Annotated in this window: 21 protein-coding genes; 10 read left to right on the top strand and 11 right to left on the bottom strand. The window is 45.3% G+C overall.

Annotated elements, in window-relative coordinates; translation table 11 throughout:
* Positions 1–110: 110 nt before the first annotated feature.
* The 5 genes from J3492_RS12180 to ispF form a co-directional block, all read right to left on the bottom strand.
* On the bottom strand, positions 111–1070 hold the full coding sequence (locus J3492_RS12180) for an AEC family transporter (protein WP_207992324.1): 960 nt from the start codon (positions 1068–1070) through the stop codon (positions 111–113).
* Positions 1071–1354: 284 nt separating this feature from the next.
* Complete coding sequence (gene mnmG, locus J3492_RS12175) at positions 1355–3250, bottom strand: tRNA uridine-5-carboxymethylaminomethyl(34) synthesis enzyme MnmG (protein WP_207992323.1); 1896 nt, start codon at positions 3248–3250, stop codon at positions 1355–1357.
* A gap of 67 nt (positions 3251–3317) precedes the next feature.
* Positions 3318–3860 carry a hypothetical protein gene (locus tag J3492_RS12170; protein ID WP_207992322.1) on the bottom strand — a complete coding sequence of 181 codons (543 nt, stop codon included), beginning with the start codon at positions 3858–3860 and terminating at the stop codon, positions 3318–3320.
* Positions 3861–4033: 173 nt separating this feature from the next.
* The gene (gene grxD, locus J3492_RS12165) at positions 4034–4384 is read right to left on the bottom strand and encodes a Grx4 family monothiol glutaredoxin (protein WP_207992321.1); all 351 of its coding nucleotides are present in this window, start codon (positions 4382–4384) and stop codon (positions 4034–4036) included.
* Between the two features lie 151 nt (positions 4385–4535).
* A complete protein-coding gene (gene ispF, locus J3492_RS12160) occupies positions 4536–5036 on the bottom strand; it encodes a 2-C-methyl-D-erythritol 2,4-cyclodiphosphate synthase (protein WP_207992320.1) in 501 nt (166 codons plus the stop codon).
* Between the two features lie 323 nt (positions 5037–5359).
* Here ispF and mnmA point away from each other — a divergent pair, with 323 nt between their 5' ends.
* Entirely contained in the window at positions 5360–6472 is a 1113-nt protein-coding gene (mnmA, locus tag J3492_RS12155; protein WP_243453248.1) for a tRNA 2-thiouridine(34) synthase MnmA, read from the top strand.
* Positions 6473–6593: 121 nt separating this feature from the next.
* On the top strand, positions 6594–7985 hold the full coding sequence (purB, locus tag J3492_RS12150) for an adenylosuccinate lyase (protein WP_207992318.1): 1392 nt from the start codon (positions 6594–6596) through the stop codon (positions 7983–7985).
* Positions 7986–8151: 166 nt separating this feature from the next.
* Here the strand turns inward: purB and J3492_RS12145 are convergent, their stop codons facing one another.
* The gene (locus J3492_RS12145) at positions 8152–8334 is read right to left on the bottom strand and encodes an NF038104 family lipoprotein (protein WP_207992317.1); all 183 of its coding nucleotides are present in this window, start codon (positions 8332–8334) and stop codon (positions 8152–8154) included.
* Between the two features lie 135 nt (positions 8335–8469).
* Here J3492_RS12145 and J3492_RS12140 point away from each other — a divergent pair, with 135 nt between their 5' ends.
* Positions 8470–9642: a cupin domain-containing protein gene (locus J3492_RS12140; protein WP_207992316.1), complete on the top strand. Its 1173-nt coding sequence runs from the start codon at positions 8470–8472 to the stop codon at positions 9640–9642.
* A 452-nt stretch (positions 9643–10094) separates the two neighbouring features.
* Positions 10095–10841, top strand: coding sequence for a hypothetical protein (locus J3492_RS12135; RefSeq protein WP_207992315.1), 747 nt, complete (start codon positions 10095–10097; stop codon positions 10839–10841).
* Between the two features lie 35 nt (positions 10842–10876).
* Here J3492_RS12135 and J3492_RS12130 read toward each other — a convergent pair whose 3' ends face one another.
* A complete protein-coding gene (locus tag J3492_RS12130; RefSeq protein WP_207992314.1) occupies positions 10877–11389 on the bottom strand; it encodes an Rrf2 family transcriptional regulator in 513 nt (170 codons plus the stop codon).
* Positions 11390–11488: 99 nt separating this feature from the next.
* Positions 11489–12730, bottom strand: a complete 1242-nt coding sequence (locus J3492_RS12125) for an NnrS family protein (protein WP_207992313.1) — start codon at positions 12728–12730, stop codon at positions 11489–11491.
* A gap of 224 nt (positions 12731–12954) precedes the next feature.
* Between J3492_RS12125 and J3492_RS12120 the strand changes: the two genes are divergently transcribed.
* Entirely contained in the window at positions 12955–13185 is a 231-nt protein-coding gene (locus J3492_RS12120) for a hypothetical protein (protein ID WP_207992312.1), read from the top strand.
* A gap of 96 nt (positions 13186–13281) precedes the next feature.
* Here the strand turns inward: J3492_RS12120 and J3492_RS12115 are convergent, their stop codons facing one another.
* The gene (locus J3492_RS12115) at positions 13282–14778 is read right to left on the bottom strand and encodes an aldehyde dehydrogenase family protein (RefSeq protein WP_207992311.1); all 1497 of its coding nucleotides are present in this window, start codon (positions 14776–14778) and stop codon (positions 13282–13284) included.
* A 339-nt stretch (positions 14779–15117) separates the two neighbouring features.
* Between J3492_RS12115 and J3492_RS12110 the strand changes: the two genes are divergently transcribed.
* From J3492_RS12110 to J3492_RS12090, 5 genes are all read left to right on the top strand, one after another.
* A complete protein-coding gene (locus tag J3492_RS12110; protein ID WP_207992310.1) occupies positions 15118–15735 on the top strand; it encodes a TetR/AcrR family transcriptional regulator in 618 nt (205 codons plus the stop codon).
* A gap of 358 nt (positions 15736–16093) precedes the next feature.
* Positions 16094–17311 (top strand): iron-containing alcohol dehydrogenase, encoded by a 1218-nt coding sequence (locus J3492_RS12105; RefSeq protein WP_207992309.1) that lies wholly within the window; start codon positions 16094–16096, stop codon positions 17309–17311.
* A 36-nt stretch (positions 17312–17347) separates the two neighbouring features.
* Positions 17348–18397, top strand: coding sequence for an NADP-dependent oxidoreductase (locus J3492_RS12100; protein WP_207992308.1), 1050 nt, complete (start codon positions 17348–17350; stop codon positions 18395–18397).
* 117 nt (positions 18398–18514) lie between these two features.
* Positions 18515–19192 carry a type 1 glutamine amidotransferase domain-containing protein gene (locus J3492_RS12095; protein WP_207992307.1) on the top strand — a complete coding sequence of 226 codons (678 nt, stop codon included), beginning with the start codon at positions 18515–18517 and terminating at the stop codon, positions 19190–19192.
* A gap of 223 nt (positions 19193–19415) precedes the next feature.
* A complete protein-coding gene (locus tag J3492_RS12090; RefSeq protein ID WP_207992306.1) occupies positions 19416–20045 on the top strand; it encodes a glutathione S-transferase family protein in 630 nt (209 codons plus the stop codon).
* 163 nt (positions 20046–20208) lie between these two features.
* Here J3492_RS12090 and J3492_RS12085 read toward each other — a convergent pair whose 3' ends face one another.
* Together J3492_RS12085 and J3492_RS12080 are read right to left on the bottom strand one after the other, a co-directional pair.
* Positions 20209–21549, bottom strand: a complete 1341-nt coding sequence (locus tag J3492_RS12085) for a D-arabinono-1,4-lactone oxidase (protein WP_207992305.1) — start codon at positions 21547–21549, stop codon at positions 20209–20211.
* Positions 21537–22784, bottom strand: coding sequence for an alanine racemase (locus tag J3492_RS12080; RefSeq protein ID WP_207992304.1), 1248 nt, complete (start codon positions 22782–22784; stop codon positions 21537–21539). The genes J3492_RS12085 and J3492_RS12080 overlap by 13 nt, the downstream gene beginning before the upstream one ends.
* Between the last annotated feature and the right edge of the window lie 248 nt (positions 22785–23032).

The following is a 23032-nucleotide window of genomic DNA, read 5'->3' as shown; positions in this document are numbered from 1 at the left end:
TTCTTGTAAAACGACCCATAACAGAGATGTTAATGGAGCAAAAAACATTCTCGCGGTCGGGCTTGGCCGTCTTTAGTAGGAATCCTCGTTCCTTTAGGTCGGGGAGGAAGTCAAATCAACCCTAGGGCACGTAACAGTGCTGCACCAATTGCCATACCAAACAGCCCCACTACTGTGGTGAATGCCAAGATATTGGCAGCGAGCACATCATTACCGCCCATAGCCTTTGCCATCACATAGCTGGCAGCTGCTGTCGGTGATGCTACCATTAAAAACAGCACCCCCAGATGCACACCAGACAGGCCAAAGGCCAAGCCAACTGCGACGGCGACTAATGGAGCAATTATGATCCGGCCGATACTGGCCTGCATAGACAGTCCTGACAGATGCAACATCGCCTTTAGGTCAATACTGGCACCTGCACAAATCAATGCCAATGGCAGTGCTACTGCGGCTAATAAGTCGCCTGTGGTATGAATGACAGCAGGAATCGATGGCAGCGGTAACGCTTTATAGGCAAAGGCTGCCAATAACGCTAAGATGAGCGGGTTGGTGTATATTTTTTTGATCACCATAGTGCTGCGACTCAGCAAGGTATCATCTAGGCTTTTGGAGACACGGCTAAGAGTGATGACGGCTAAGATATTAAACAGTATCGTCACCACACCCATATACACTGCCCCGATGCTTAGACCATCACTGCCATAAGCGTTGGCGACCGTTGCAAGACCAATAATGGCCATATTACTGCGAAAGACGCCCTGTACAAATACCCCTTGATCAGCAGGTTTGCGGATAAAGCGCTTGGCATAAAGCTCAGCCCCAATAAATAGTACAAACGTCACAACCGTACCAGCAGCAATCAAAACCAGTTGTTTGCTGTAATTCACCTCACTGTCAACGACACTAAAAAACAATAAACACGGTAGACAATAATTAAAGACAAAATATGACGCTTGATCGATAAACGCTTGACTGACCTCACCACGTCGCTGCATAAAAAAACCCAACCCCATCAAGGCAAGGTTGGGCAGTACAATAGTAATGGCAAAAACAATGGCATCAATCATAAACAAACTCAAAATCGCATCATACCCACGATGACACGGGCATGAATACGAGCAATTTCAGAGGATGACATTTAGAGCGTGCTGAAGAGGCACTAACAGGCAATGTCATGGTCGACTGTTCAACACACTCTAATAAGAAAGCTGGTGTCATTAATTATGATCTTAATGCAGTTGGGTATCAAGGCATGTTCAATCTTAGGTGACAACAGATGACACCTGATATCCACGCCCTAGAAGGACGTGGTTTTACGGCGCTGGATGATAAAACCTTATATCTAAGCATTTTATGAATTTAAAGCAGCTTGCGCCTTTTTTTGTTTTTTTACTGTCATGGCGAGCAGTTGCACAGCAGCTGGCGTGACACCACTGATGCGGCTGGCTTGCGCCAAGGTAGCCGGTCTTACATGATTGAGCTTCTGTACGATCTCATTAGATAGCCCTGACACAATACTATAATCAAAGTCCAGTGGCAGCGTCGTGTTTTCCAAGCGTTTCATCTGATCAATCTCATCACGCTGACGATTAATATAGCCGGCATACTTGACGGAGATTTCTATTTGCTCGCCGACCTGAGCACCCACCTGTGACCCTGTGATCGCTTTGATGTCAGCAAAATGAATTTGCGGACGCTTCAGCAAGTCATAGGCGGTAGACTCTTTTGATAGCACCTCACCCGTTTGCGCAGCAACTTGCTTACCTAAGGTATTGGTAGGCGTTGCCCACATATCTTTTAGGCGAGCAGACTCGGTGGCAATGGCTTCCATTTTTTGTTGATAGGCCTGCCAGCGTGTATCATCGATCAATCCCAACTTGCGTCCTGTCTCCGTCAAACGTTGATCGGCATTGTCTTCACGCAAGAGCAGACGATACTCAGCTCGGCTGGTAAACATCCGGTATGGTTCGTTGGTACCATGCGTGATAAGGTCATCGACAAGAACCCCCAGATAAGCCTCATCACGGCGAGGGGTCCAGGTGTCAAACTCACTGTTATTGCTCGTCACTAGCGCTGCATTAGTGCCTGCTAGTAAACCTTGCACGCCTGCTTCTTCATAACCTGTAGTACCGTTGATTTGACCGGCAAAATAAAGCCTATCAATGGATTTGGTCTCTAAGGTTGGCTTGAGGTTTTGTGGGTCAAAATAGTCATATTCGATAGCATATCCTGGACGGGTGATATGCGCATTCTCAAGCCCTTTCATACTATGAATGAATTCTAACTGTACATCAAACGGTAAGCTGGTTGAGATGCCATTTGGATATAGCTCATGAGTGGTCAAGCCTTCAGGCTCAATAAATATCTGATGACTGTCTTTGTCTGCAAAACGATGGATTTTGTCTTCGATAGATGGACAATAGCGTGGACCAACGCCTTCAATTTTGCCCGAAAACATCGGTGAGCGACCAAGATTATCACGAATAATGTCATGCGTCCGGGCATTGGTATGAGTAATGTAACAATTGACCTGCTCAGGGTGCATAGACACATCGCCCATATAGCTCATGACAGGCAGCGGTGTGTCCCCTGGCTGCGCAGTCATGACACTAAAGTCTACTGTGCGTGCATCGATACGGGCTGGCGTGCCTGTCTTTAGACGCCCCACTGGCAGTTCGAGCTCACGCAAACGATCAGCAAGCTTGATAGAAGGCTGATCGCCTGCACGGCCCCCTTTTGAGTTTTCAAGACCGATATGAATCACGCCACCCAAAAACGTCCCTGACGTCAGTACCACAGTCTCAGTCTTAAAGATAATGCCTGTCGAGGTGACTACCGCTGTGGCACGGCCGTTTTCGACTAAAATATCATCGGCACCTTGCTGAAACAAGTCAAGATTGGGTTGGTTCTCTAGCGTATGGCGGATGGCAGCTTTGTATAACACACGATCGGCTTGTGCACGCGTGGCACGAACGGCGGCTCCTTTTCGGCTATTGAGGACTCGAAACTGAATACCGGCTTGATCAGTGGCCAATGCCATCGCTCCGCCCAAGGCGTCAATCTCACGTACCAGATGTGACTTACCGATACCGCCAATCGCAGGGTTACAGCTCATCTGTCCAAGCGTCTCGATATTATGCGTCAACAGCAAGGTCTGCGCGCCCATACGTGCAGCGGCGAGCGCCGCTTCAGTACCAGCATGACCGCCGCCGATCACTACCACGTCGTAATTTTTAGGATATTGCATGCAAGCCTCACTTGACGAACATTGTCTATGTTAGAACAAAGTATTAAAGGGTTTATTATAACCATTTTTAATCATTATTGATATTAGTACCACGGCTGAGCGGCACCACCCTATCACCATCACTACTGCTAATCAGATGCTGACTGCCTTGAGCTTCAGGGTTTATCTGCAGGTACGCATTCATTTGCCCAATCGCCTCACCATCGTCACTTGCTAATATCTGCTCTTTTATCATAGCCACGGGCGGTAGGGGTAAGTTTTTGAGTAATGCCAAGCGCTGGGCGTTGTCGCCTTTATGGACGACAAGTTCGATAAGCTGACGGGCGTCAATAGGCAGATCAGGCGTATTTTGTGCCAATAATGCCAGATGATAGGCGCCCGCAGCATCTTGATCGGCGACGATACGCTGCTCAATTGCGATATAAGTTGCTTCGGTTGCACCGCCTGCGACGCTGAGCTGATGAATGCATTTTAATGCAGAGTTTTTCTCATTATTTGCTAGATCGATGATACGCACCGATTCAGCCTTAAGCTGCTCACGGCGCTTATCGATGGCGGCTTGCTCAAGGGCTTCATTGGCTTGTTGGTTGTTAATGGATTGATTACTCATAAGACCTCTTTCTATTAAATACATGTCTATCTTGTACACTATGTATGGGGGTAAAGTTTATAATGACAATAAAAGCTCATTGCCATAAAAAAGACGCACAATAAAAAACTCGAGCCGCCTACTGCTATGGCAACTCGAGTTTTTATATACCAAACGAGAATTTATTTATTCAGTTAGGCAGCAGGACTGTTTGCTTCAACCAATGGCTTAAGCTCGCCTGATTGATACATTTGCAAAATAATATCTGATCCGCCCATCAGCTCGCCATCAATCCACAGCTGCGGAAAAGTTGGCCAGTTGGCGACTTTTGGTAAAGTGGCACGAATCTCTGGGTTTTCTAAAATATTAACAAATGCAAATGGACGACCAATTTGCGTCAACACTTCGATAGAACGCGCCGAAAACCCACACTGCGGAAACTGCGGTGTGCCTTTCATATAAATCAGTACTTTATTATCACGGATTTGATCACGAATCAGCTGTTCGACGTCCGTTGCAGCGGTATTTGGGGTTTGTTCACTCATAAAAGCTCCTATTGCTAAAGCAGTTTATTAAAGGTAGGTAGTTGTTTAAAGTATAGGTTTGCTACGTTGCTGATACATGGGGCAACTGCCAGCAGATTACAAGCCAAGCTCATACACTAAATACGCTCTTAGGTATTGAACGTCAGGTATATTAACCATTAGATACGTTAGGCACCAATAGTACCACAGCACTTGCCATGATGCCCTCTTGTCGACCAGTAAAACCTAACTTTTCTGTCGTAGTGGCTTTCACACTAATATTACCCACATCCGTTTGCAAGTCACTGGCAATATTGTCGCGCATGGCTTGATTGTGCGGGGCAAGCTTGGGACGTTCACACATGACGGTAATATCTGCATTACCCAAAATATAACCGGCCGCTTGAATTTTATCATACACATGACGTAGCAACACTCGGGAATCAAGACCTGCATAGGCAGCATCCGTATCAGGAAAATGCTGGCCGATATCTCCAAGCGCTAAAGCGCCAAGTAAGGCGTCTGCTAATGCATGTAGCACCACATCACCGTCAGAGTGTGCCAGCAAGCTATGACTGTGTTCAATGGGCACGCCTGCCAATATGACATATTGCTGCTGCTCACCTGTATTATGAAAGGCGTGAACGTCGATGCCTTGACCGATTTTTATCATTGATATTCCCATTAAATAAAGTCTATTAAATAAACGCAGTGATCGTCAGCTCAAAATAAAACGGCATGAATATGTCACCCCTTTTCAACGAAGTGGACGCTAAAATCATTCGAAATCATAATTTGAATATTTAAAGCGGTTTTATGAGCAGTAGCCAGCCACCGCTCGCCAACCGTTTCAATAAGCTGCTATAATACGACGCTTATTTTACCATAAGTTGTTGAGCGATTTTTATGCCAGCCATTTCAGATGCTTTTAACACTCATTCTCCTTTAAATCTAACTGACATCGACAACCCCAGCACCAAACATGTGATTATCGGCATGTCAGGTGGTGTCGACTCTTCTGTATCCGCCGTCTTACTGCAGCAGGCAGGCTTTAGAGTCGAAGGTCTGTTTATGAAAAACTGGGAAGAAGATGACGGCACCGAATACTGTACCGCCATGGACGACTTGGCCGACGCCCAAGCGGTCTGTGACAAGATTGGTATGAAGCTGCACACCGCCAACTTTGCGATGGAATACTGGGACCGAGTGTTTGAGCATTTCTTAGCAGAATACAAAGCTGGACGTACACCCAATCCTGATATCTTATGCAATAAAGAGATTAAGTTTAAAGCATTTTTAGACTATGCTCTGACTCTTGGTGCAGACTATATCGCCACTGGTCACTACACCCGCCGTAGTGTGAGTTATAAAAACGATAAAGACATAGAAGTTGCGCAGCTGCTACGCGGTCTGGACAACAACAAAGACCAAAGCTACTTCTTGCATGCAGTTGGCGGCGACAAAATTGCCAAGACCTTATTTCCTGTTGGTGAGCTTGAAAAGCCAGTGGTCCGTCAAATCGCTGAAGAGCATGGCTTAGCCACTGCCAAAAAGAAAGACTCTACGGGTATTTGCTTCATTGGTGAGCGCCGTTTTAAAGACTTTCTGCAGCAGTACCTGCCTGCGCAAAAAGGTGACATCATCACAGATGACAATAAAGTGATCGGTACTCACGATGGTTTGATGTACTACACCTTAGGTCAACGTGGCGGTATCGGCATTGGCGGTGTCAAAGACCGTCCAGAGGAGCCTTGGTTTGTGCTCGCCAAAGACTTGCACAATAACCGCTTAATCGTCGGTCAAGGGCATGAGCATCCGATGCTGATGAGCAATGAGCTGCACGCGTACAAGCTCGATTGGATCGAGGGTTCAGCGCCAGCAGACATCTTTAGCAAAAACGGCCTACGCTGTATGGCAAAATCACGCTATCGTCAACCTGATCAAGCCTGCCACGTATTTGCGACAAATACTGATGGCAGCGAAGTACGAGTGGTGTTTGATGCGCCACAACGTGCGGTGACTCCTGGTCAGTCAGCGGTATTTTATATTGACGAGGTGTGTCTTGGCGGCGGAGTGATCCAGTCGATAGATGCACCCTGTGGGCTCTAAATATAGAGTCAGCAGACCAATTCAGCCCGTGTTACATCGTCGCTATTTTCAGCTTTTTTATTTTTACATTGCTTTTTACTTTTAAAGTATTTTACTGTTCAACAACCATTGAGGCATCACTATGACCCCACTTACCGCACTCTCTCCTATCGATGGCCGTTACGCATCCAAAGCCGACAGCTTGCGCCCTTATTTATCTGAATTCGGTCTAATTAAAGCCCGTGTCACCGTGGAGATTCGCTGGTTACAATCATTAGCTGACAATAGTGCTATTGGTGAATTGGCAGCATTTGACGCCGATACCAATGCTTTTTTGAATAGCATCGTTGATGACTTTAGTGAGGTGGATGCGCAAGCGATCAAAGATATCGAAGCGACAACCAACCATGATGTCAAAGCAGTTGAATACTTCATCAAAGACAAGTTCCGTGGTAATCAACAGTTAGAAGACAGCTTGGAGTTTATCCATTTTGCTTGTACCAGTGAAGACATCAATAACTTATCGTATGCACTGATGCTAAAAGACAGTCGTGAGCTGCTGGTTGCAAAAATGCAGCACGTCACTGACAGTATTGTTGACTTGGCCATTACTCACGCTGAGCAGCCTATGCTGTCACGTACCCATGGTCAGACTGCCAGCCCAACGACTCTAGGTAAAGAGATGGCAAACGTCGCTTATCGCCTTGCTCGTCAAATTAAGCAAGTCAACCAAGTTGAGCTGCTTGGTAAAATCAATGGCGCCGTCGGTAACTACAATGCTCACCTATCCGCTTACCCAGAAGTGGATTGGCAGACGCACGCCGAGCAATTTATCACCGAGCGCCTTGAGCTAACCTTCAACCCTTATACCACCCAAATCGAGCCACACGACTACATCGCCGAATTGTTTGATGTGGTCAAACGCTTTAATACCGTCTTGATCGATTTTAACCGTGATATTTGGCAGTATATTAGCTTAGGCTATTTTAAGCAGCGTCTCAAAGATGGCGAAGTCGGCTCATCGACCATGCCGCACAAAGTCAACCCCATTGACTTTGAGAACTCTGAAGGCAACCTTGGTGTGGCCAATGCCATGCTGGCACACTTGGGCGAAAAGCTGCCGATTTCTCGTATGCAGCGTGACTTATCAGATTCAACCGTGCTGCGTAATATCGGTGTTGGCTTAGCACAAAGCATGATTGCTTATGATGCATGCTTAAAAGGTATCGGCAAACTAGAAGTCAATCCTGAGCGTTTAAACGAGGATCTTGAGCAGGCGCAAGAAGTGCTTGCTGAGCCCATTCAGACGGTCATGCGCCGCTACCGCGTCGAAAACCCATACGAAAAACTCAAAGCTTTGACTCGTGGTAATGCCATGACCCGTGAGGCCATGCTGACATTTGTCGACAGTGATGAGTTGTCTGCTGTTTCAGATAGCGACAAAGCACGCCTGCGTACACTGACGCCTGCGACTTATACCGGTAATGCCGCCGAGCAAGCAATAGCCATCAAAGAGTGGATCGCTAAGCTATAGATACTGATAAGTATCATCGCAGCGCTTAACATTAAAGCCCGTCATTTGGTTATTGCTATGGAGGTAGATATGTCTATCTCCATAGATATTGGCATAGACATTGACCTTACTTTGAACCCTATGATTGCAATAAACAACCCATAGTGAATAAGTAAGGTTTTATTTTCTATTCTGTTTCATCATCATCGCTGTCACCTGGTATGATGGCTTTACCGACAGCGACTGTGCCTTTGACCACACCTTTGGTGGTTTTATAGGCGACTTTAGTAGGTACAGTGACTATCTTGTGCACACAGGCTTGTAGTAAAAACACACTAGCGATGATGGTGATAAGATGTAGTTTTTTCATAAATATCCTATGAGTGACGGGATGCTCTGATGGCAGCTATTCATGACCACCAGCTAGGTGCTCATCATAAACGATTACACCTTTGCTATAAAGCGCTCCTTATTATAATTCTCATTTTCAGATACGGATTTAGCAATGACATCGATACCCCTTTGTTTGCCTGACTCTATGACTCCAGAACAGTTCTTGAATGAATACTGGCAAAAAAAACCGCTGCTTATCAGGCAAGGCTTACCACAACTGATTGGTATGTTTGAACCAGAAGACATGCTGGGGCTGGCGTTAGATGAAGATGCTTCTGCACGTCTACTGACACAAGCGGCAACCAAGCAAGCAGACACGCCACAATGGCAACTTAAAAAAAGCCCACTCACAGAGTCTGACTTTGATAGTTTGCCGGCGCAGTGGACGGTACTGGTGCAAAATATGGAGCAGTGGTCACCTGAGCTTGGGCAGCTGTGGCAAGCCTTTGACTTCATTCCGCAATGGCAGCGTGATGACATCATGGTCTCTTATGCGCCCAAAGGCGGCTCAGTCGGCAAGCATTATGACGACTACGACGTGTTTTTGGCGCAAGGCTATGGCCATAGACGTTGGCAATTGGGCAGGTTCTGTGATAAGAATACTGAGTTTGTCGCCGATGAGCCCATTCGCATCTTTGATGATATGGGCGAGATTATATTTGATGAAGTGCTAGAGGCAGGTGACGTACTTTATGTACCACCCAAACTCTCACACTTTGGGGTGGCACAAGATGACTGCCTAACTTTCTCTTTTGGCTGTCGTCGCCCTAACTTGATGCAAATCATCGACAGTCTCGCTGATGTCGCAACTAATGACAGTGGGTTATTTATACCGATGTTATTACCACAGACTCTACAGCCTTCTGGCGAGCTACAGGCGCACAGTATTGAAGCCATTAAAGACCAACTACTGCAACTCCTCCAATCTGGGCATGGCAATGATATGATTGCCCAGGCGGTGAGCGAGGTGGTTAGCAAACGTCAGTATGACGTGTTGGTGCCAGAAGAAGTGATGGATACCGATGAGCTCATGCAGGCTTTGGCTGACGGCGCCACACTACAAGCTGACTATAGTAACCGCTTGCTATACAACCAAACTGATGATGGCATTGCTGTATATGCCAATGGTCAACGTCTGGATGAGATTGATGAGGTCGTAACAGCCATTTTGGTACGTTTGGCTGATGGTGAGCTGCTGCAACACAAAGATGTCACAGCAATTGATCCAGATGACTTAATGGAATGGGTAGAAAATGGTTGGATATGGGTCAATTATGGTGAGTAAGCATTCACCTGTTGTTTAATCAGAATCAACCTTAAAACAAAAAGCCGACGTTCAAGAATTTTTTGAACGTCGGCTTTTTTGTCTAATGACTTATATGATACAGCTGGCTTAGACGATACCGCTACCAGGCTTTACCATTAGTCTTCTCAACACCTAACTACATACCAAAGCTTTTTTCTTACAGATCTTAACAGCACTATCAGTCATAATCGAACGACTAAAAACACTAATATGCATCGTCATTTAGTTGATTCACTCTAAAAACGATACAGTACTACTGGTATAAATTTTGCGCAGCCTCTGTCGGCGTAGGCACAGCAAGCAAGTAAAGTTTATACCAGGAGCACGTGACTATTAATAATGTATCAACTTTATTTAGTACTGACTATATTATTCTAAGTACCTCTTTTCTTAGAATAATTCAACATTTTAACGACTAAGGATTAGCATCAATGGCAGATAAAATTTATGACTTGGGTTCAGGGTTTTGGAACATACGTGGGTCATTTCGCTTAGGCGGCGTCATCGACATAGGTACGCAGTGCTCACTGATAGAGCTAGAGTCAGGGCGCTTCATCTTTTTGGACAGCTATGAATTAACTGGCGCTGTGCGAGATGAGGTCATGGCGCTAACCAATGATGGTCAAGACGTAGAGGCGGTATTAAACGTTCACCCTTTCCACACTGTCAGCTGTGCTCAAATGGCCAAAGATTTCCCGCAAGCGACTTTTTATGGCAGTAGCCGTCATAAAGAGCAAGTTCCTGAAATTGAATGGTCAGAGGATTTGGTAGAAAGCGACGCGGTAGCCAAGCGCTACCCTGAGCTTGCGTTTTCTCTTCCCAAAGGCATTCATTATATTTCACCCAATGACAAAATCCATGCCGGCTCGCTATTGGTATATCATCCCGCCAGCAGAAGCTTACACGTTGACGACACCTTTATGAGCCCGCCTGCCAAGATTCTCGAGGCCGTATTGCCTGAACTGCTCTTGCACCCGACGACCAAGCTTGCGCTCAAAGATGAGCCAAACGCCGGTCAGCAATACTGTGACTGGGCGACCCAACTTGCACATGAGTGGCGTGATACTCACAACTTTTGTGCAGCACATTCTAGCTTGATTACCTTTGAAGTTGGCGGCTTTGAGAAAGCGTTACTAAAAGCCATTGCTAAGGCACGTCCTAAACTCGAAAAAGCGTAGCCTGCTTTTTTGGACTGACAAGACCTTAATAGATATCACGAGTAAAACAATAAGGTCGCAAGCTCATCTTTATTGCCAATAATATCTGCTAAGGTATACTGCTCAAGAACGTGAATAAAAGCCGTCAGTGCTTCAGCAAACACGCTTTTCAGTGTACACACTGGCGTAATCACACAGCCTACAGGCGCCTTTTCTTCTTCCTCGATAAAAGCAACCGGCACACTTGAGGAAGGAGGTTTTGGGTTATTACGGCTCGCTCGGGTAGCAAAGCACTCTACCAACTCAAAGTCAGGCTCTATTTGCTTAATCAGTATACCCAAATTGATATCTTTAGCGGCTTTAGCCAATCGGATACCACCGTTCTTACCACGTACACTCTCTATATAGCCAAGCTGACCCAACTGATGAATAATTTTGGTTAAATGACTTTTAGAAATATTGTAACTGGTGGCAATATCACTAATATTTGCCAGTGACTCTGGCTCGGGTCTGACTGCTAAATACATCAATGAGCGCAGCGCATAATCACTATAATTGGTCAGTCGCATCTAATAACGCCTCTTTATCATTCATTACTCTGTTAAAATTATGGACCCCAATGTACCGCCAATAAGTACCGATAATAACAGCCGCTTGAGTCCTGATGATCAACCAAACAAACCATCTGCTCTCTCACGTGACAGCAGCGGCAGATAGCTGATACAAAACAGCACGAAGCAGGCCATCCAAGCGCCTTGAGCGATCATAATCCACAGTAAGTATTGGCTCATATCGACTAAAGGTATCAAGACTCGACTGATAAACACCGCCACCATAAGAAAAAACATCGCATTCACTGTTTTTGGCGGCTCATGAATACTCAATCCCGTATGTCCAAGCGATACTCGGGCCATCATCGCCACGGTCATCATACCAATACCAGCAATCGCTAGTCCATGCATGGCAATACTGTGATTATATCCAAGCCATGGCTGCAATGCATATAGCACAAAGCTGATACACATACCGGCAAAAGCAATGTACAGTGACCATAGTAGCGGCTTTCGCCAGATACGACGATGATACCAACCTTTTAAGCGCACAATATTAACCACTGCTACTCCAAGTGCGGTAATAGTCAGTAAATACTTATTAGGATAAAACAAATCAACGATAAAAAAGGCCAAAAAGAACAATAAGCTAGCAATATCTTGCGCTTTACTATTACGCAGCTTAATATCCTCTGTCGTCCCTGCACTCAGACCACGCTCAATAAAAAACGGCACCACTCGCCTACCAATGGTCAGTACCAAACCAATGATCAGATAAAACCCTAAATATATGCCTATTCGAGTCAGACTCATATCACCGCTGACAATACCCCAATAGCAGAGCCCATTGCCGAGAGTCAATAATGCCAGCTTGGATAAGATACCCATCTGTTTATACTGCTTAACCTGCAACACGGCACGAAATATAGTAAATGCCATCAGCCCTACAAACAGCATATCAAAGCCAGCAGCAATATAAAGAAGAGAGGCGCTACTACCGCCAACCGTCATCCCCAGTCCAAATGCCGCCCAACCCATGCGTGCCAGCAGCCAACAAACAAAGATACCCAGCAGCTTATAGCCGTGTGGCATCTTGACCCCTGTCCATGTCTGCACTGCGGTCAATAAAAACCCTGCTACAATCGCTAACGCATAACCATAAATCATCTCATGACCATGCCAATATAGAGGGTTTAATGCCTGAACATCGATATCTGTATGGCCTGTAAACACAAACGACCATAGCAACATCGTCACTATGGCAAACAGTGCACCTGCACTAAAAAAAATGCGAAACCCTAGATTAAGAATGGGGTGTGGTGAGGTTGGGCGTTTACTGGGTAAATTAATAGCGTGCATGATGGTCTTCTTAGCATGAGTGAATAACTACTCTCTTAAACATTCATTTTATATGAATGTTATGTTTTATACAATAGATATAGGGTTGATTTACTCTAAAAACGTTATAGTACTGCTGACATGATCAACTATATGTTGACGCACTTATCAATACTGTACTTACACTCAGCTTATTGACTGCCGCTACTTACACTGGTTAAATGATGCCCCTCTAGGAGAATAATATGACTGAAGAAAATACACCGGAAGAAAAACGCAAGATCATTAATAAGTTTTTGACCAAGCTGACTAAAGAGGAGCCGCAAATGTACTATGCATCGACCTCTGAGATCTCACGTAGTATTCATACCATGATAAAAGAACACACCAATCGTTTGTCAGTAGAAGAGCAAGCGATCGTTAGAAACATATCTGTTGAAGAAATAGAGGCCTTGCTAGGCTTTCATTCTAGATAGTACGTTTTTAGCTAGAGTGATGCACTATGACAGATGGTATTTACAAGAAAAGACCGCATCATGGCGGTCTTTTTTGATATCTGCTGAACTTTTTTATTAGAACGGATATTGGCGTGGTTCATTTTGTATAGATATCCAATGCGTTCTGGTAAACTCTTCAAGTATCCACTCACCGTTAAAGCGACCAATACCTGAGTTTTTCTCACCGCCAAACGGTACATTGCTTTCATCGTTGACTGAGATATCATTAATATGCGTCATGCCAGCTCTGATACCACGAGCAAAGCGCAGGCCTTTTTGCATATCTGTCGTAAATACAGCACTAGATAAACCATACATGGAGTCATTGGCGATTGATAGCGCATCCTCTTCATCTTTGGCACGGATGATACCAACCAATGGCCCAAACACCTCATGACGTGACAAATCCATCTCACGCGTCACTTCAATAAAGATATGCGGTGGTACCACTTGATCTTTAATCTCACCACTCAAAATCATTTTGGCACCTTCCTTTTGTGCTTTAGCGATTTTTTCTTTCAGTGATTTGAGTTGTTTTTTATTGATAATCGGTCCAACTGCTGTGTTCTGTTTGCTTGGATCACCAACGTTTAACGTCTTGACGTGCGCCAAGAAACGCTCTACGAAGTCATCGTAAATCTCATCTTCAACGATGATACGATTGATAGCAATACAGATTTGGCCTTGATGCAAAAACTTACCAAAGGCTGCTGCTTTGACCGCTTGTTCGATATCAGCATCTTTTAAGACCACAAATGGACTGTTACCGCCCAGCTCAAGTGCGACTTGCTTGAGGTAATCGCCACCATTGGCCAACTCGCCAATGTGCTTGCCCACTGACGTCGAGCCGGTAAATGATACAAAGCTTGGAATATCATGAGTAACGATGGCATCACCAATTTCACTACCAGCTCCGACGACCACGTTGAGCAGCCCTTTTGGCAGACCCGCTTCTTCAAATATTTTTGCTAACAGCAAACCACCTGTGATAGGCGTGTCACTGGCAGGCTTTAATACGACCGCATTACCCAGTGCAAGCGCAGGCGCAATAGAACGCTGGGTGAGATGCAATGGAAAGTTCCATGGGCTGATAACGGCTACCACACCGACTGGCTCACGGTAAACAAAGTTTTCTTTACCAGGCGTGTTTGACGGGCGAATCTCACCATGGACACGATTAGGAAACGTAGCGGCTTCAAGCGTAATCGCACGCGCACTACCAAACTCTACCATGGCTTTAATACGTGTGCTGCCCGACTCTTTAATCAGCCAATCGACAATCTCGTCTTGGCGCTGATCTAACACACTGACGACGTGATGCATTAAACGCGCACGCTCAGCTGGCGTTGTTTTTGCCCATTGTTTCTGCGCTTGCTTAGCAGCTTGATACGCTTCATCAAGCTGACTGTCTGTCGCTTGCTGAATCTCTACTAGAGTATCACCGCTATAGGGATTGGTATTTGTATTGACACTATCATCTTGACCGCTTTGCCATTCACCCGCAATGTACTGCAGATGAAAGCCATCATACGCTGCGGGATGGCCAGCTTGATTGTTTGTATCGATTGACATAGTTATCCTTATTTATTTTGTAGTAGTAAAAACCATCAGTAACTTGCTAGACGACTGGTCTAATGCTATCATAGTTTACAGAATGACGAAAAGCATTTATGCCATGGCTATTGTTGAGTAAACGTAACGAGCATCATAGTGATAGTGCCACAAGACAGATCAATAAAACGTATAATAAAGGCACATATCTCCTATCGCTGCACTAATGCTGTCAGCCTAGTGACTATCTAATCACCGAGCTATTTAGCCATTAAGTGTCGTGACCTTAATAATAACCAGAGCAATGCCTTGTTTATCTTTACTTCAATACTTTAACACCATTTAGGAGGACATGACTCTATGTCTACCAACTTAACCTCTGCTAATGCAACGACCATCCCCCCTGATACCAAAACCCATCTTTTAGAAATCGGCTACCAGCTTATAGCTAAAAAGGGGTTCACTGCCGTCGGTATCAAGCAGATACTAGATACAGCAGGTGTACCTAAAGGTTCTTTTTACCACTACTTTGCATCAAAAGAAGCCTTTGGTAAAGCCATCATTACACATTACTTTGAACAGTATAAAGGGCGACTTGAGCGCATCGGTGCACAAGACACCAACGCTCAACAAAAGCTTTATGACTACTTTCAAAACTGGTACGACACGCAGCAAAACGGCTGTGACCATGAAAAGTGCTTGGTGGTAAAGCTAAGCGCTGAGGTCGCTGATATGTCTGAACCCATGCGTATGGCGTTACATGCAGGCTATCAGCAAACTATTGAATGGTTAGCATTACAGATTAAAGCGGGCTGGGCGGACAACTCAGTGCCACAGCCTGATAATATCGCAGCTGAAAGTATGGCTAAGCGCTGGTACTTTGCTTGGCTCGGTGCCAGTTTAATCGCTAAGATCAGCCAAACCAACACTCCCCTTGCAGAAGTATGGCAAATGACAACTACCGAGATGGGCCGCTAATAACAGCTGTTTTTCTATCTGCTCTGCATATTTTGAGCACTGAAAGCTATAGTTAACGCCACTCAAACAGCACGACACTACCGCTTTTAGGAGTCACTAAGCGACTGGCTTTCATCTCGCACTGATATTATTTGATCGTCCTGTCTCCCTCTCTATTTATACCTTTACCGTGCCTAATTTTGACCAATACGAGCATATGATAGTTTTGTAACTATCATAAACAAAACTATAGACGACCGGTCTAATTCATGTACAATGTCTAATTATTAAAGACGCATTGGTTATTTACTAGTCCAGATTTCAAACCACAGACTTTTGCAAATCACACAATCAACACCCAATAAGCTTTAGGAACATTATGAAGAACTTTCAATATTACAACCCAGTCCGTATCGTCTTTGGTGAGGGTCAAATCAAAAAACTATCAGATCTGGTGCCTAAAGAGGCAAAGGTACTGATCACTTATGGTGGCGGTTCAGCTGAGCGTACCGGCACGTTAGATGAAGTCAAAACTGCACTGGCAGCGAACGGTAATCGCAGCGTATTTGAGTTTGGTGGTATCGAGCCAAATCCAGAGTTCACAACGCTACTCAAAGCCGCTGACATGGTAAATAAACATGGCATCGACTTTTTATTGGCAGTTGGCGGTGGCTCCGTCATTGATGGCAGTAAGTTTGTCGCCCTCGTGTCTTCACTTACCGAAGACGACAGCACGGTCTTACGTGACAAAGCATGGGATGCACTGCTAAGCGGTTGTTCAACTATTGATACTGCCATTGATTTGGGGGTGGTACTCACTATTCCAGCGACTGGTTCTGAGATGAACAATGGCGGTGTGGTCAATCACAGCGAACGTCAAGCAAAACTGCCTTTTCGCAGTCCACTGACCTTCCCTAAGTTTTCAATTTTAGACCCAACTAAGACCCTCACATTACCTAAACGTCAGGTAATGAATGGCGTTGCCGATGCCTTTGTCCATGTGATCGAGCAGTATCTGACTTATCCAGTCAATGCAAAAGTGCAAGATGCCTTTGCTGAAAGCCTACTTAAGATTTTGGTTGAAGAAGGCGCAGCGGTCAAAGCAGACCCAGAGAATCTAGAGACACGTCAGAATATTATGTGGAGCGCAACGATGGCACTTAACGGCCTCATTGGCGCAGGCGTGCCACAAGACTGGACCACGCACATGATTGGTCACGAATTAACCTCATTACACGGCATCGACCATGCTCGCACTTTAACCATATTATTGCCATCAGTAATGCGTGAGCTAAAAGACAGTAAAAAAGACAAATTACTTCAATATGCCCGTAACGTTTGGGCTCTTGATAGCAAGACTGATACAAAACAAGACGACGACAGCATCATCGAGACTGCTATCGTTAAGACTGAGAACTTCTTTCGTAGCTTAGGTTTACCTGTCAGCTTAGCAGATGCCCAATTAGATGAATCAGCGATTGACCCAATTATCAAGCAGCTGGAAGCACATAACATGGTAAAACTGGGCGAGCACGGTAACAATGACTTGGCAGTATCACGTCGTATCTTAGAGCGCTCGTTAACCAGCGCCGCTTAAAACCTTAACCCAATAAATACAATAAGGATGATTAATATGAGCTTTGATAAGCAACAAAATCAAGAAACAAACCGTCAAATCAAATTGGCCAGTCGCCCTCATGGTGAGCCAACATCTGAAAACTTTGATCTGACCACCAGCGATATCCCAACGCCAAATGACAACGAGATGCTGCTACGTACTGTCTATTTATCATTAGATCCGTATATGCGTGGACGTATGAGCGATGCCAAAAGCTATGCCGATCCACTAAAAGTCGGCGATGTGATGATGGGTGGTACGATTGCTCAAGTTGTAGAATCTAATATTGATAAGTTTGCCGTCGGTGACTTGGTGGTATCAAATTCGGGTTGGCAGGACTATAGCGTCAGTGATGGTGAGGGCGTGCTAAAACTCGATAAAGACATGCCAAACCCTTCATATGGCTTGGGTGTGTTGGGTATGCCCGGCTTTACTGGTTATATGGGTTTGACTGATATCGGTAAACCACAAAAAGGTGAGACATTAGTCGTCGCTGCTGCAACAGGTCCTGTTGGTGCAACCGTCGGTCAAGTGGGCAATCAGTATGGCACACGCACTGTTGGTATCGCAGGCGGTAAGGAAAAATGTGACTTCGCTGTCAATGAGTTAGGTTTTGATGTTTGTATTGACCATAAAGCGGACGACTTCGCTGAGCAATTAAAAGCCGCTTGCCCAGATGGTATCGATATCTATTACGAAAACGTCGGCGGCAAGGTGTTTGACGCCGTCATGCCATTATTAAATGCCCATGCACGTATTCCAGTATGTGGTCTGGTGTCACAATACAACGCTACTGAACTGCCAGATGGCAAAGATCGTCTGGGTCTGTTAATGGGCAATATTCTCAGCCGTCGTTTAACCATCAAAGGCTTTATCATCTTTGAAGAGTATGGTGATCATTTCCCAGAGTTCCTCAAAACCATGAGTAAATGGGTCGAGTCAGGTGACGTGAAAACCAAAGAGCATGTTACCGAGGGTCTAGACGCCGCCCCAGACGCTTTTGTGGCGATGCTAAATGGTGATAATTTTGGTAAGACTGTGGTAAAAGTAGCTGACGTCAAATAGCAGCAGTGCTCTCTTAGATAAATAGAGCTATTTAGGAGAGCGCCCTAAGACAGAATGAGCCAAATTGATATAAACCAAACTCATATGAATAATGCACACTACTAAATAAGGATAATTATGAATATTTTAATGGTACTCACCTCGCATGATGAATTGGGCGATACGGGTAAAAAGACGGGCTTTTGGCTAGAAGAGTTTGCAGCCCCTTATTACGCCTTTCTGGATGCTGGCGTCAATGTGACTCTCGCCTCTCCTGCCGGCGGTCAACCACCCCTTGATCCTAGTAGCGATACCGAAGACGCACAAACCAAAGATACCCAGCGCTTTAAAGAAGACAGTGATGCGCAAAAGCATCTTGCCAACACCAAAAAACTTGCTGATATGAAAGCGGAAGACTTTGATGCCGTGTTCTATCCTGGTGGTCATGGTCCATTATGGGATTTGGCAGTCGATGACAACTCAATCCATCTGATTGAGGCTTTTGTGCAGCAAGATAAGCCTGTTGCCTTTGTTTGCCATGCGCCCGCTGCGCTCAAAAACGTCAAGGTTGATGGTGAGTACTTAGTAAAAGACAAGACGGTGACTGGATTTACCAACTCAGAAGAAGATGCCGTTGGTCTGACAGATGTCGTACCCTTCTTAGTAGAAGATGCACTAAAAGCCAATGGTGGTAACTTCGAAAAAGCTGCTGATTGGGAGTCGTTTGTGGTCGAAGACGGTCTGCTCATTACCGGTCAAAACCCAGCCTCATCAGAAGAAGCCGCCAAACGTTTGATTACCAAACTTAAAGGCTAATCACGTCGATTAATGACTAGGGCATGTCCTCAATTCAATCGATAGCCATCTAAATGGGCTAAAAATGGCTAAATCTGGCCAAACGGTGTCAAATAGCTGACTAATATCTCGATATTATCTGCGCTATTTTCCTTGTTTGACGGCGATTTATCTCATTTTTATCGCCATTTTTAAAATGAGGACACGCCCTAACACAGCACACCAAGCAAAAAAGGCCAATACTATGATTCGTTTACACCATCTTAATCAATCACGCTCGCTACGTACGCTTTGGCTGTTAGAAGAGCTTGGCGAACCTTATGAGATTGTCAGCTACCAACGTGATGCCAAGACCCATTTGGCACTAGATAGCCTGAAAGCCGTACACCCACTTGGCAAGTCGCCAGTTATCGAGATAGATGGTGAAGTCTATGCTGAGTCAGGCGCCATCACTGAACTACTGATTGAGCGCTTTGCACCTGAACGCTTGCGTCCAGCGATCGATAGTGCAGAGTATGGGCACTATTTGCAGTGGATAAACTTCGCTGAGAGCTCGCTTATGCTGCCTTTATTGCTTGAGCTATTTACCACTAAAGCCGGCATTACTAACAATGAGTTTTTGCATGGTTATATCTCTGCAGAAAAGTACAAGCTGTTGAGCTATCTAAACGATGAAGTCGAAGGTAAATCCTTTATTGTGGGTAACAAACTAAGTGGCGCAGACTTTATGCTGTCGTTTGATTTGATTATGTTGGCGAAGCGTGAAGCATTGGAAAACTATCCGCATATCAAGCAGTATGCGCTGCAACTGGCCAGTCTTGATAGTTACCAGCGCAGCATGCGTTTGGAGGCGAATTATGACCAATCCATTTAATGTCGTAATCTAACTGCTGATTGTCTAAGTCTTAAATCGTTATTAGATATAGTCGGAGTACTTTTAAACAGCTACGACTGAACTGACCCCCATAAGTTGGACACAACTTATGGGGTATTTTTATGCGCATAATAGCAATATACTGCCTGTCGCTTTAGAGAACCTAAAGGCTCTGATTTAAAAATTTCTGTTCAAGCCAACTATTCATAAATACATTATCAGGATCGTACTCACGGCGAATTTCCAAAAACCGATTAAGCTTGGGATATAGATGCTGTAGCTCAACATGATTGAGTTTATTGACTTTGCCCCAGTGCGGCCGACCCTGCCATTTTTTCATATACTCATACAGCCATTTAAATAATGGCTCGCGGTCCATGCCCTTATAGACGTGAAAGGACAATACCGCACAGTCCTCACCTTGAGTCGGGCTTAGCATGCCAGTCTCGCCTTTATGGGTTCGTACCTCAATCGGAAAGTGCGAGCCTTTATTGTCTGCTAATAAGATACGATTGACCTCGGTGATACATTCATCAAAATCAAAGAGCTTAATAAAATACTCTGATTCGTTAAATTTCACGCCACGCGGTGTCGGAAACACTTCATAGCTATACCCTTCTCGCTTGGTGTTTGGAATAGAGTTGGCTGAAATTTGGCTCACCTTGTTGGTCATTGTCGGTTTCATCCGTGCCAGCTCACACAACACATAAAAAGCACCGTTAAGCGTCACTACGCTATCAAACTTATCTCTGACTTTCTGTCTGCCACTCATCGGCTTTGGTTCGATTACTGAGAGGGTTTTTTGCTGCAGTTTATTGGTGCCTGGAAATAAAAACCATTCCAAGTGTCGATGAGCCTCAGCGTTATCATGAAACCTTGCTAAACCGTCTGCAAAATCAAGCACTTCGTTGCGCTCTTGCAGCCCATATAAGTCCACGACCTTTAGCGTTAGCTTGGTAAATATACCCAGCATACCGAGGCTCACATGTAGCGCATTGCCCAGATCATCGGTCTTTGGGTCGCCTCGATGATGAGTATGAACCTGCCCGCACCCATCGACCCACTCCCAAGCCACGACTTGATTGGCAATAGAGCCCAAAGCAATCCCTGTGCCGTGAGTGCCAGTACTGGCAGCACCTGCGATGGTCTGGGCTTGTACATCACCCATGTTTTCTAATGCCAGACCGTGCGCTTTTAGCGCTTCACCAATTTCGTGCAGATAGGTGCCAGCATGTAAGGTCGCCAGCTTGGCCTCAGTATCTACCGAGATCAGCCCACGCATATGATGTAAGCTCACGGCAATCTCTTCAGGCTTGCCGCAGCCACTAAAAGAATGCGCAGCACCTGTCACTCTTATGCGCTTTTTATTGGCTCGTGCCCGCTTGACGATGTCTTGCAGCTCTTCTACGGAGAAAGGCGTGAGTTTTTGCTCAGGTTGAGCAGTCACGTAGCCCACCCAGTTTTGCCAGTCAGCACTGGACTGCCACTGCCTTAATGAAAACATTTGCCCTCTCCACGGTAGGTTGTCATGGTTTGGACAATGCCCTCACTAGCGATCGCTTCCTCATTATTTAAGTTATCGGCTTGCTTACTAGAGTTTCGATAACATATAAGCGCATTAAAATGCTCGCACAGCTCGCCCGCTTTGGCATGGCGGCACCAGACAGCCTCGCCAATCTTTAGCCCACTCTCATTGCCATTGACTTTTTTACCAACTTTAGCGACCACCATGGGCGTTTGCACTTCGCCAAAACCTTCGTCATTTAATATAAATAAGTTAGAGGGATAATGAATAACAGGTGCTTTATCAGATCCTATCGCACCTGAGGCGATAAAGCCGCCACCGTGACAGGTAATAACGTTTTTTTCAGGCTGACGGGTCACAGGCAATACAAACCCAGCCGCTGGCTGAAAGTCCTTCATACTCTCCATATAATCGAAGTACGCAGGTTTGTAGTACGCTGACCCTACGGTGATTTCGGTCACCTCAGGCTGGCTTGCGGTAAAGTCCATACTACCGCTACCACCACCATTGACGAGCTGTAACTGATAGCCTTGTCTTTTTAGCCAGTTCACAATTGAACCACGGCGCTGACTGACTTGTTTTTGCGAGCGTTTTTTTAGTAGTTTGATGGCAGGGGTCAATAACGCTTTACCAGGCAGGTGCTCAGACAAGCCAGCGATTTGCGCCTCATAACCCATGGCAGCACAGACATTCACATTGGCTGATTTTTTGATGTGCTTAAGTAGTTTTTTTACATCTTTTTTATTCATCAGTGCCGAGCGCTTGGTACCAAAATACAGCTTTGGCAATGGCATCGACATATTAATATCTAGGCAGATATCAATGACCGTATCATTTTCTTGAGCGACTTGATTTAGAGTATCTACATGCTCAGGGCGATCAACCATCCAGATCATGGTTGCGCCTTGTTTGGTATGTTCAAACGTTTTTACGACGCTGATCATATCTAGTGTTGGATAAGCGCAGAGAATGTTATCAAACCCACTCTCAAGCAGATACACCGACTCATCGGCAGCATAAGACATCAGGCCGATAAAATTGGGTGAATGGTCTTTTATATAATGCAAGACAGCGACAGAGCGAATAGATTTGGTAGCCAAGCGCAGATTAACGGCTTGGGTCTTTTGGTTGACGAGGGCGATATTATGATCAAGGGCATCCATATCGAGCCATGCACTCGGCGTTGTGGGTGGTGAAATTTGCGCAAAATCCATTTTGCTCTCCGTATAAATAGATAAAAAGCAATCCTTTAGCTTCATAGTTTGACCCGAGTCATCAGGAGCGTCAAGCACAGCCTCTGTAAAACAGCGCACTTATCAGACACTTAATATTTGTTGGTAATTAAGTAGTACACTGGTTAACACCCAATTGACTTCCTCCCCGACCTAAAGGAACGGGGATTCCTACTAAAGACGGCCAAGCCCGACCGCGAGAATGTTTTTTGCTCCATTAACATCTCTGT

Source organism: Psychrobacter coccoides (assembly GCF_017498085.1).
In the GTDB taxonomy this organism is placed as follows: Bacteria; Pseudomonadota; Gammaproteobacteria; order Pseudomonadales; family Moraxellaceae; genus Psychrobacter; species Psychrobacter coccoides.
The sequence above is the reverse complement of the archived record's forward strand: the minus strand, read 5'-3'. Positions and strand labels throughout refer to the sequence as shown.

Bases quoted from the DNA above. Each gene is read 5' to 3' on its own strand.
- J3492_RS12135 (WP_207992315.1), top strand. From the start codon at position 10,095: ATGGCAGATAAAATTTATGACTTGGGTTCAGGGTTTTGGAACATACGT.
- J3492_RS12105 (WP_207992309.1), top strand. From the start codon at position 16,094: ATGAAGAACTTTCAATATTACAACCCAGTCCGTATCGTCTTTGGTGAG.
- J3492_RS12125 (WP_207992313.1), bottom strand. From the start codon at position 12,730: ATGCACGCTATTAATTTACCCAGTAAACGCCCAACCTCACCACACCCC.
- J3492_RS12100 (WP_207992308.1), top strand. From the start codon at position 17,348: ATGAGCTTTGATAAGCAACAAAATCAAGAAACAAACCGTCAAATCAAA.
- J3492_RS12145 (WP_207992317.1), bottom strand. From the start codon at position 8,334: ATGAAAAAACTACATCTTATCACCATCATCGCTAGTGTGTTTTTACTA.
- J3492_RS12170 (WP_207992322.1), bottom strand. From the start codon at position 3,860: ATGAGTAATCAATCCATTAACAACCAACAAGCCAATGAAGCCCTTGAG.
- mnmG (WP_207992323.1), bottom strand. From the start codon at position 3,250: ATGCAATATCCTAAAAATTACGACGTGGTAGTGATCGGCGGCGGTCAT.
- J3492_RS12090 (WP_207992306.1), top strand. From the start codon at position 19,416: ATGATTCGTTTACACCATCTTAATCAATCACGCTCGCTACGTACGCTT.
- J3492_RS12080 (WP_207992304.1), bottom strand. From the start codon at position 22,784: ATGGATTTTGCGCAAATTTCACCACCCACAACGCCGAGTGCATGGCTC.
- J3492_RS12120 (WP_207992312.1), top strand. From the start codon at position 12,955: ATGACTGAAGAAAATACACCGGAAGAAAAACGCAAGATCATTAATAAG.
- J3492_RS12110 (WP_207992310.1), top strand. From the start codon at position 15,118: ATGTCTACCAACTTAACCTCTGCTAATGCAACGACCATCCCCCCTGAT.
- J3492_RS12095 (WP_207992307.1), top strand. From the start codon at position 18,515: ATGAATATTTTAATGGTACTCACCTCGCATGATGAATTGGGCGATACG.
- mnmA (WP_243453248.1), top strand. From the start codon at position 5,360: ATGTCAGGTGGTGTCGACTCTTCTGTATCCGCCGTCTTACTGCAGCAG.
- J3492_RS12130 (WP_207992314.1), bottom strand. From the start codon at position 11,389: ATGCGACTGACCAATTATAGTGATTATGCGCTGCGCTCATTGATGTAT.
- J3492_RS12085 (WP_207992305.1), bottom strand. From the start codon at position 21,549: ATGTTTTCATTAAGGCAGTGGCAGTCCAGTGCTGACTGGCAAAACTGG.
- J3492_RS12140 (WP_207992316.1), top strand. From the start codon at position 8,470: ATGACATCGATACCCCTTTGTTTGCCTGACTCTATGACTCCAGAACAG.
- ispF (WP_207992320.1), bottom strand. From the start codon at position 5,036: ATGATAAAAATCGGTCAAGGCATCGACGTTCACGCCTTTCATAATACA.
- grxD (WP_207992321.1), bottom strand. From the start codon at position 4,384: ATGAGTGAACAAACCCCAAATACCGCTGCAACGGACGTCGAACAGCTG.
- purB (WP_207992318.1), top strand. From the start codon at position 6,594: ATGACCCCACTTACCGCACTCTCTCCTATCGATGGCCGTTACGCATCC.
- J3492_RS12115 (WP_207992311.1), bottom strand. From the start codon at position 14,778: ATGTCAATCGATACAAACAATCAAGCTGGCCATCCCGCAGCGTATGAT.
- J3492_RS12180 (WP_207992324.1), bottom strand. From the start codon at position 1,070: ATGATTGATGCCATTGTTTTTGCCATTACTATTGTACTGCCCAACCTT.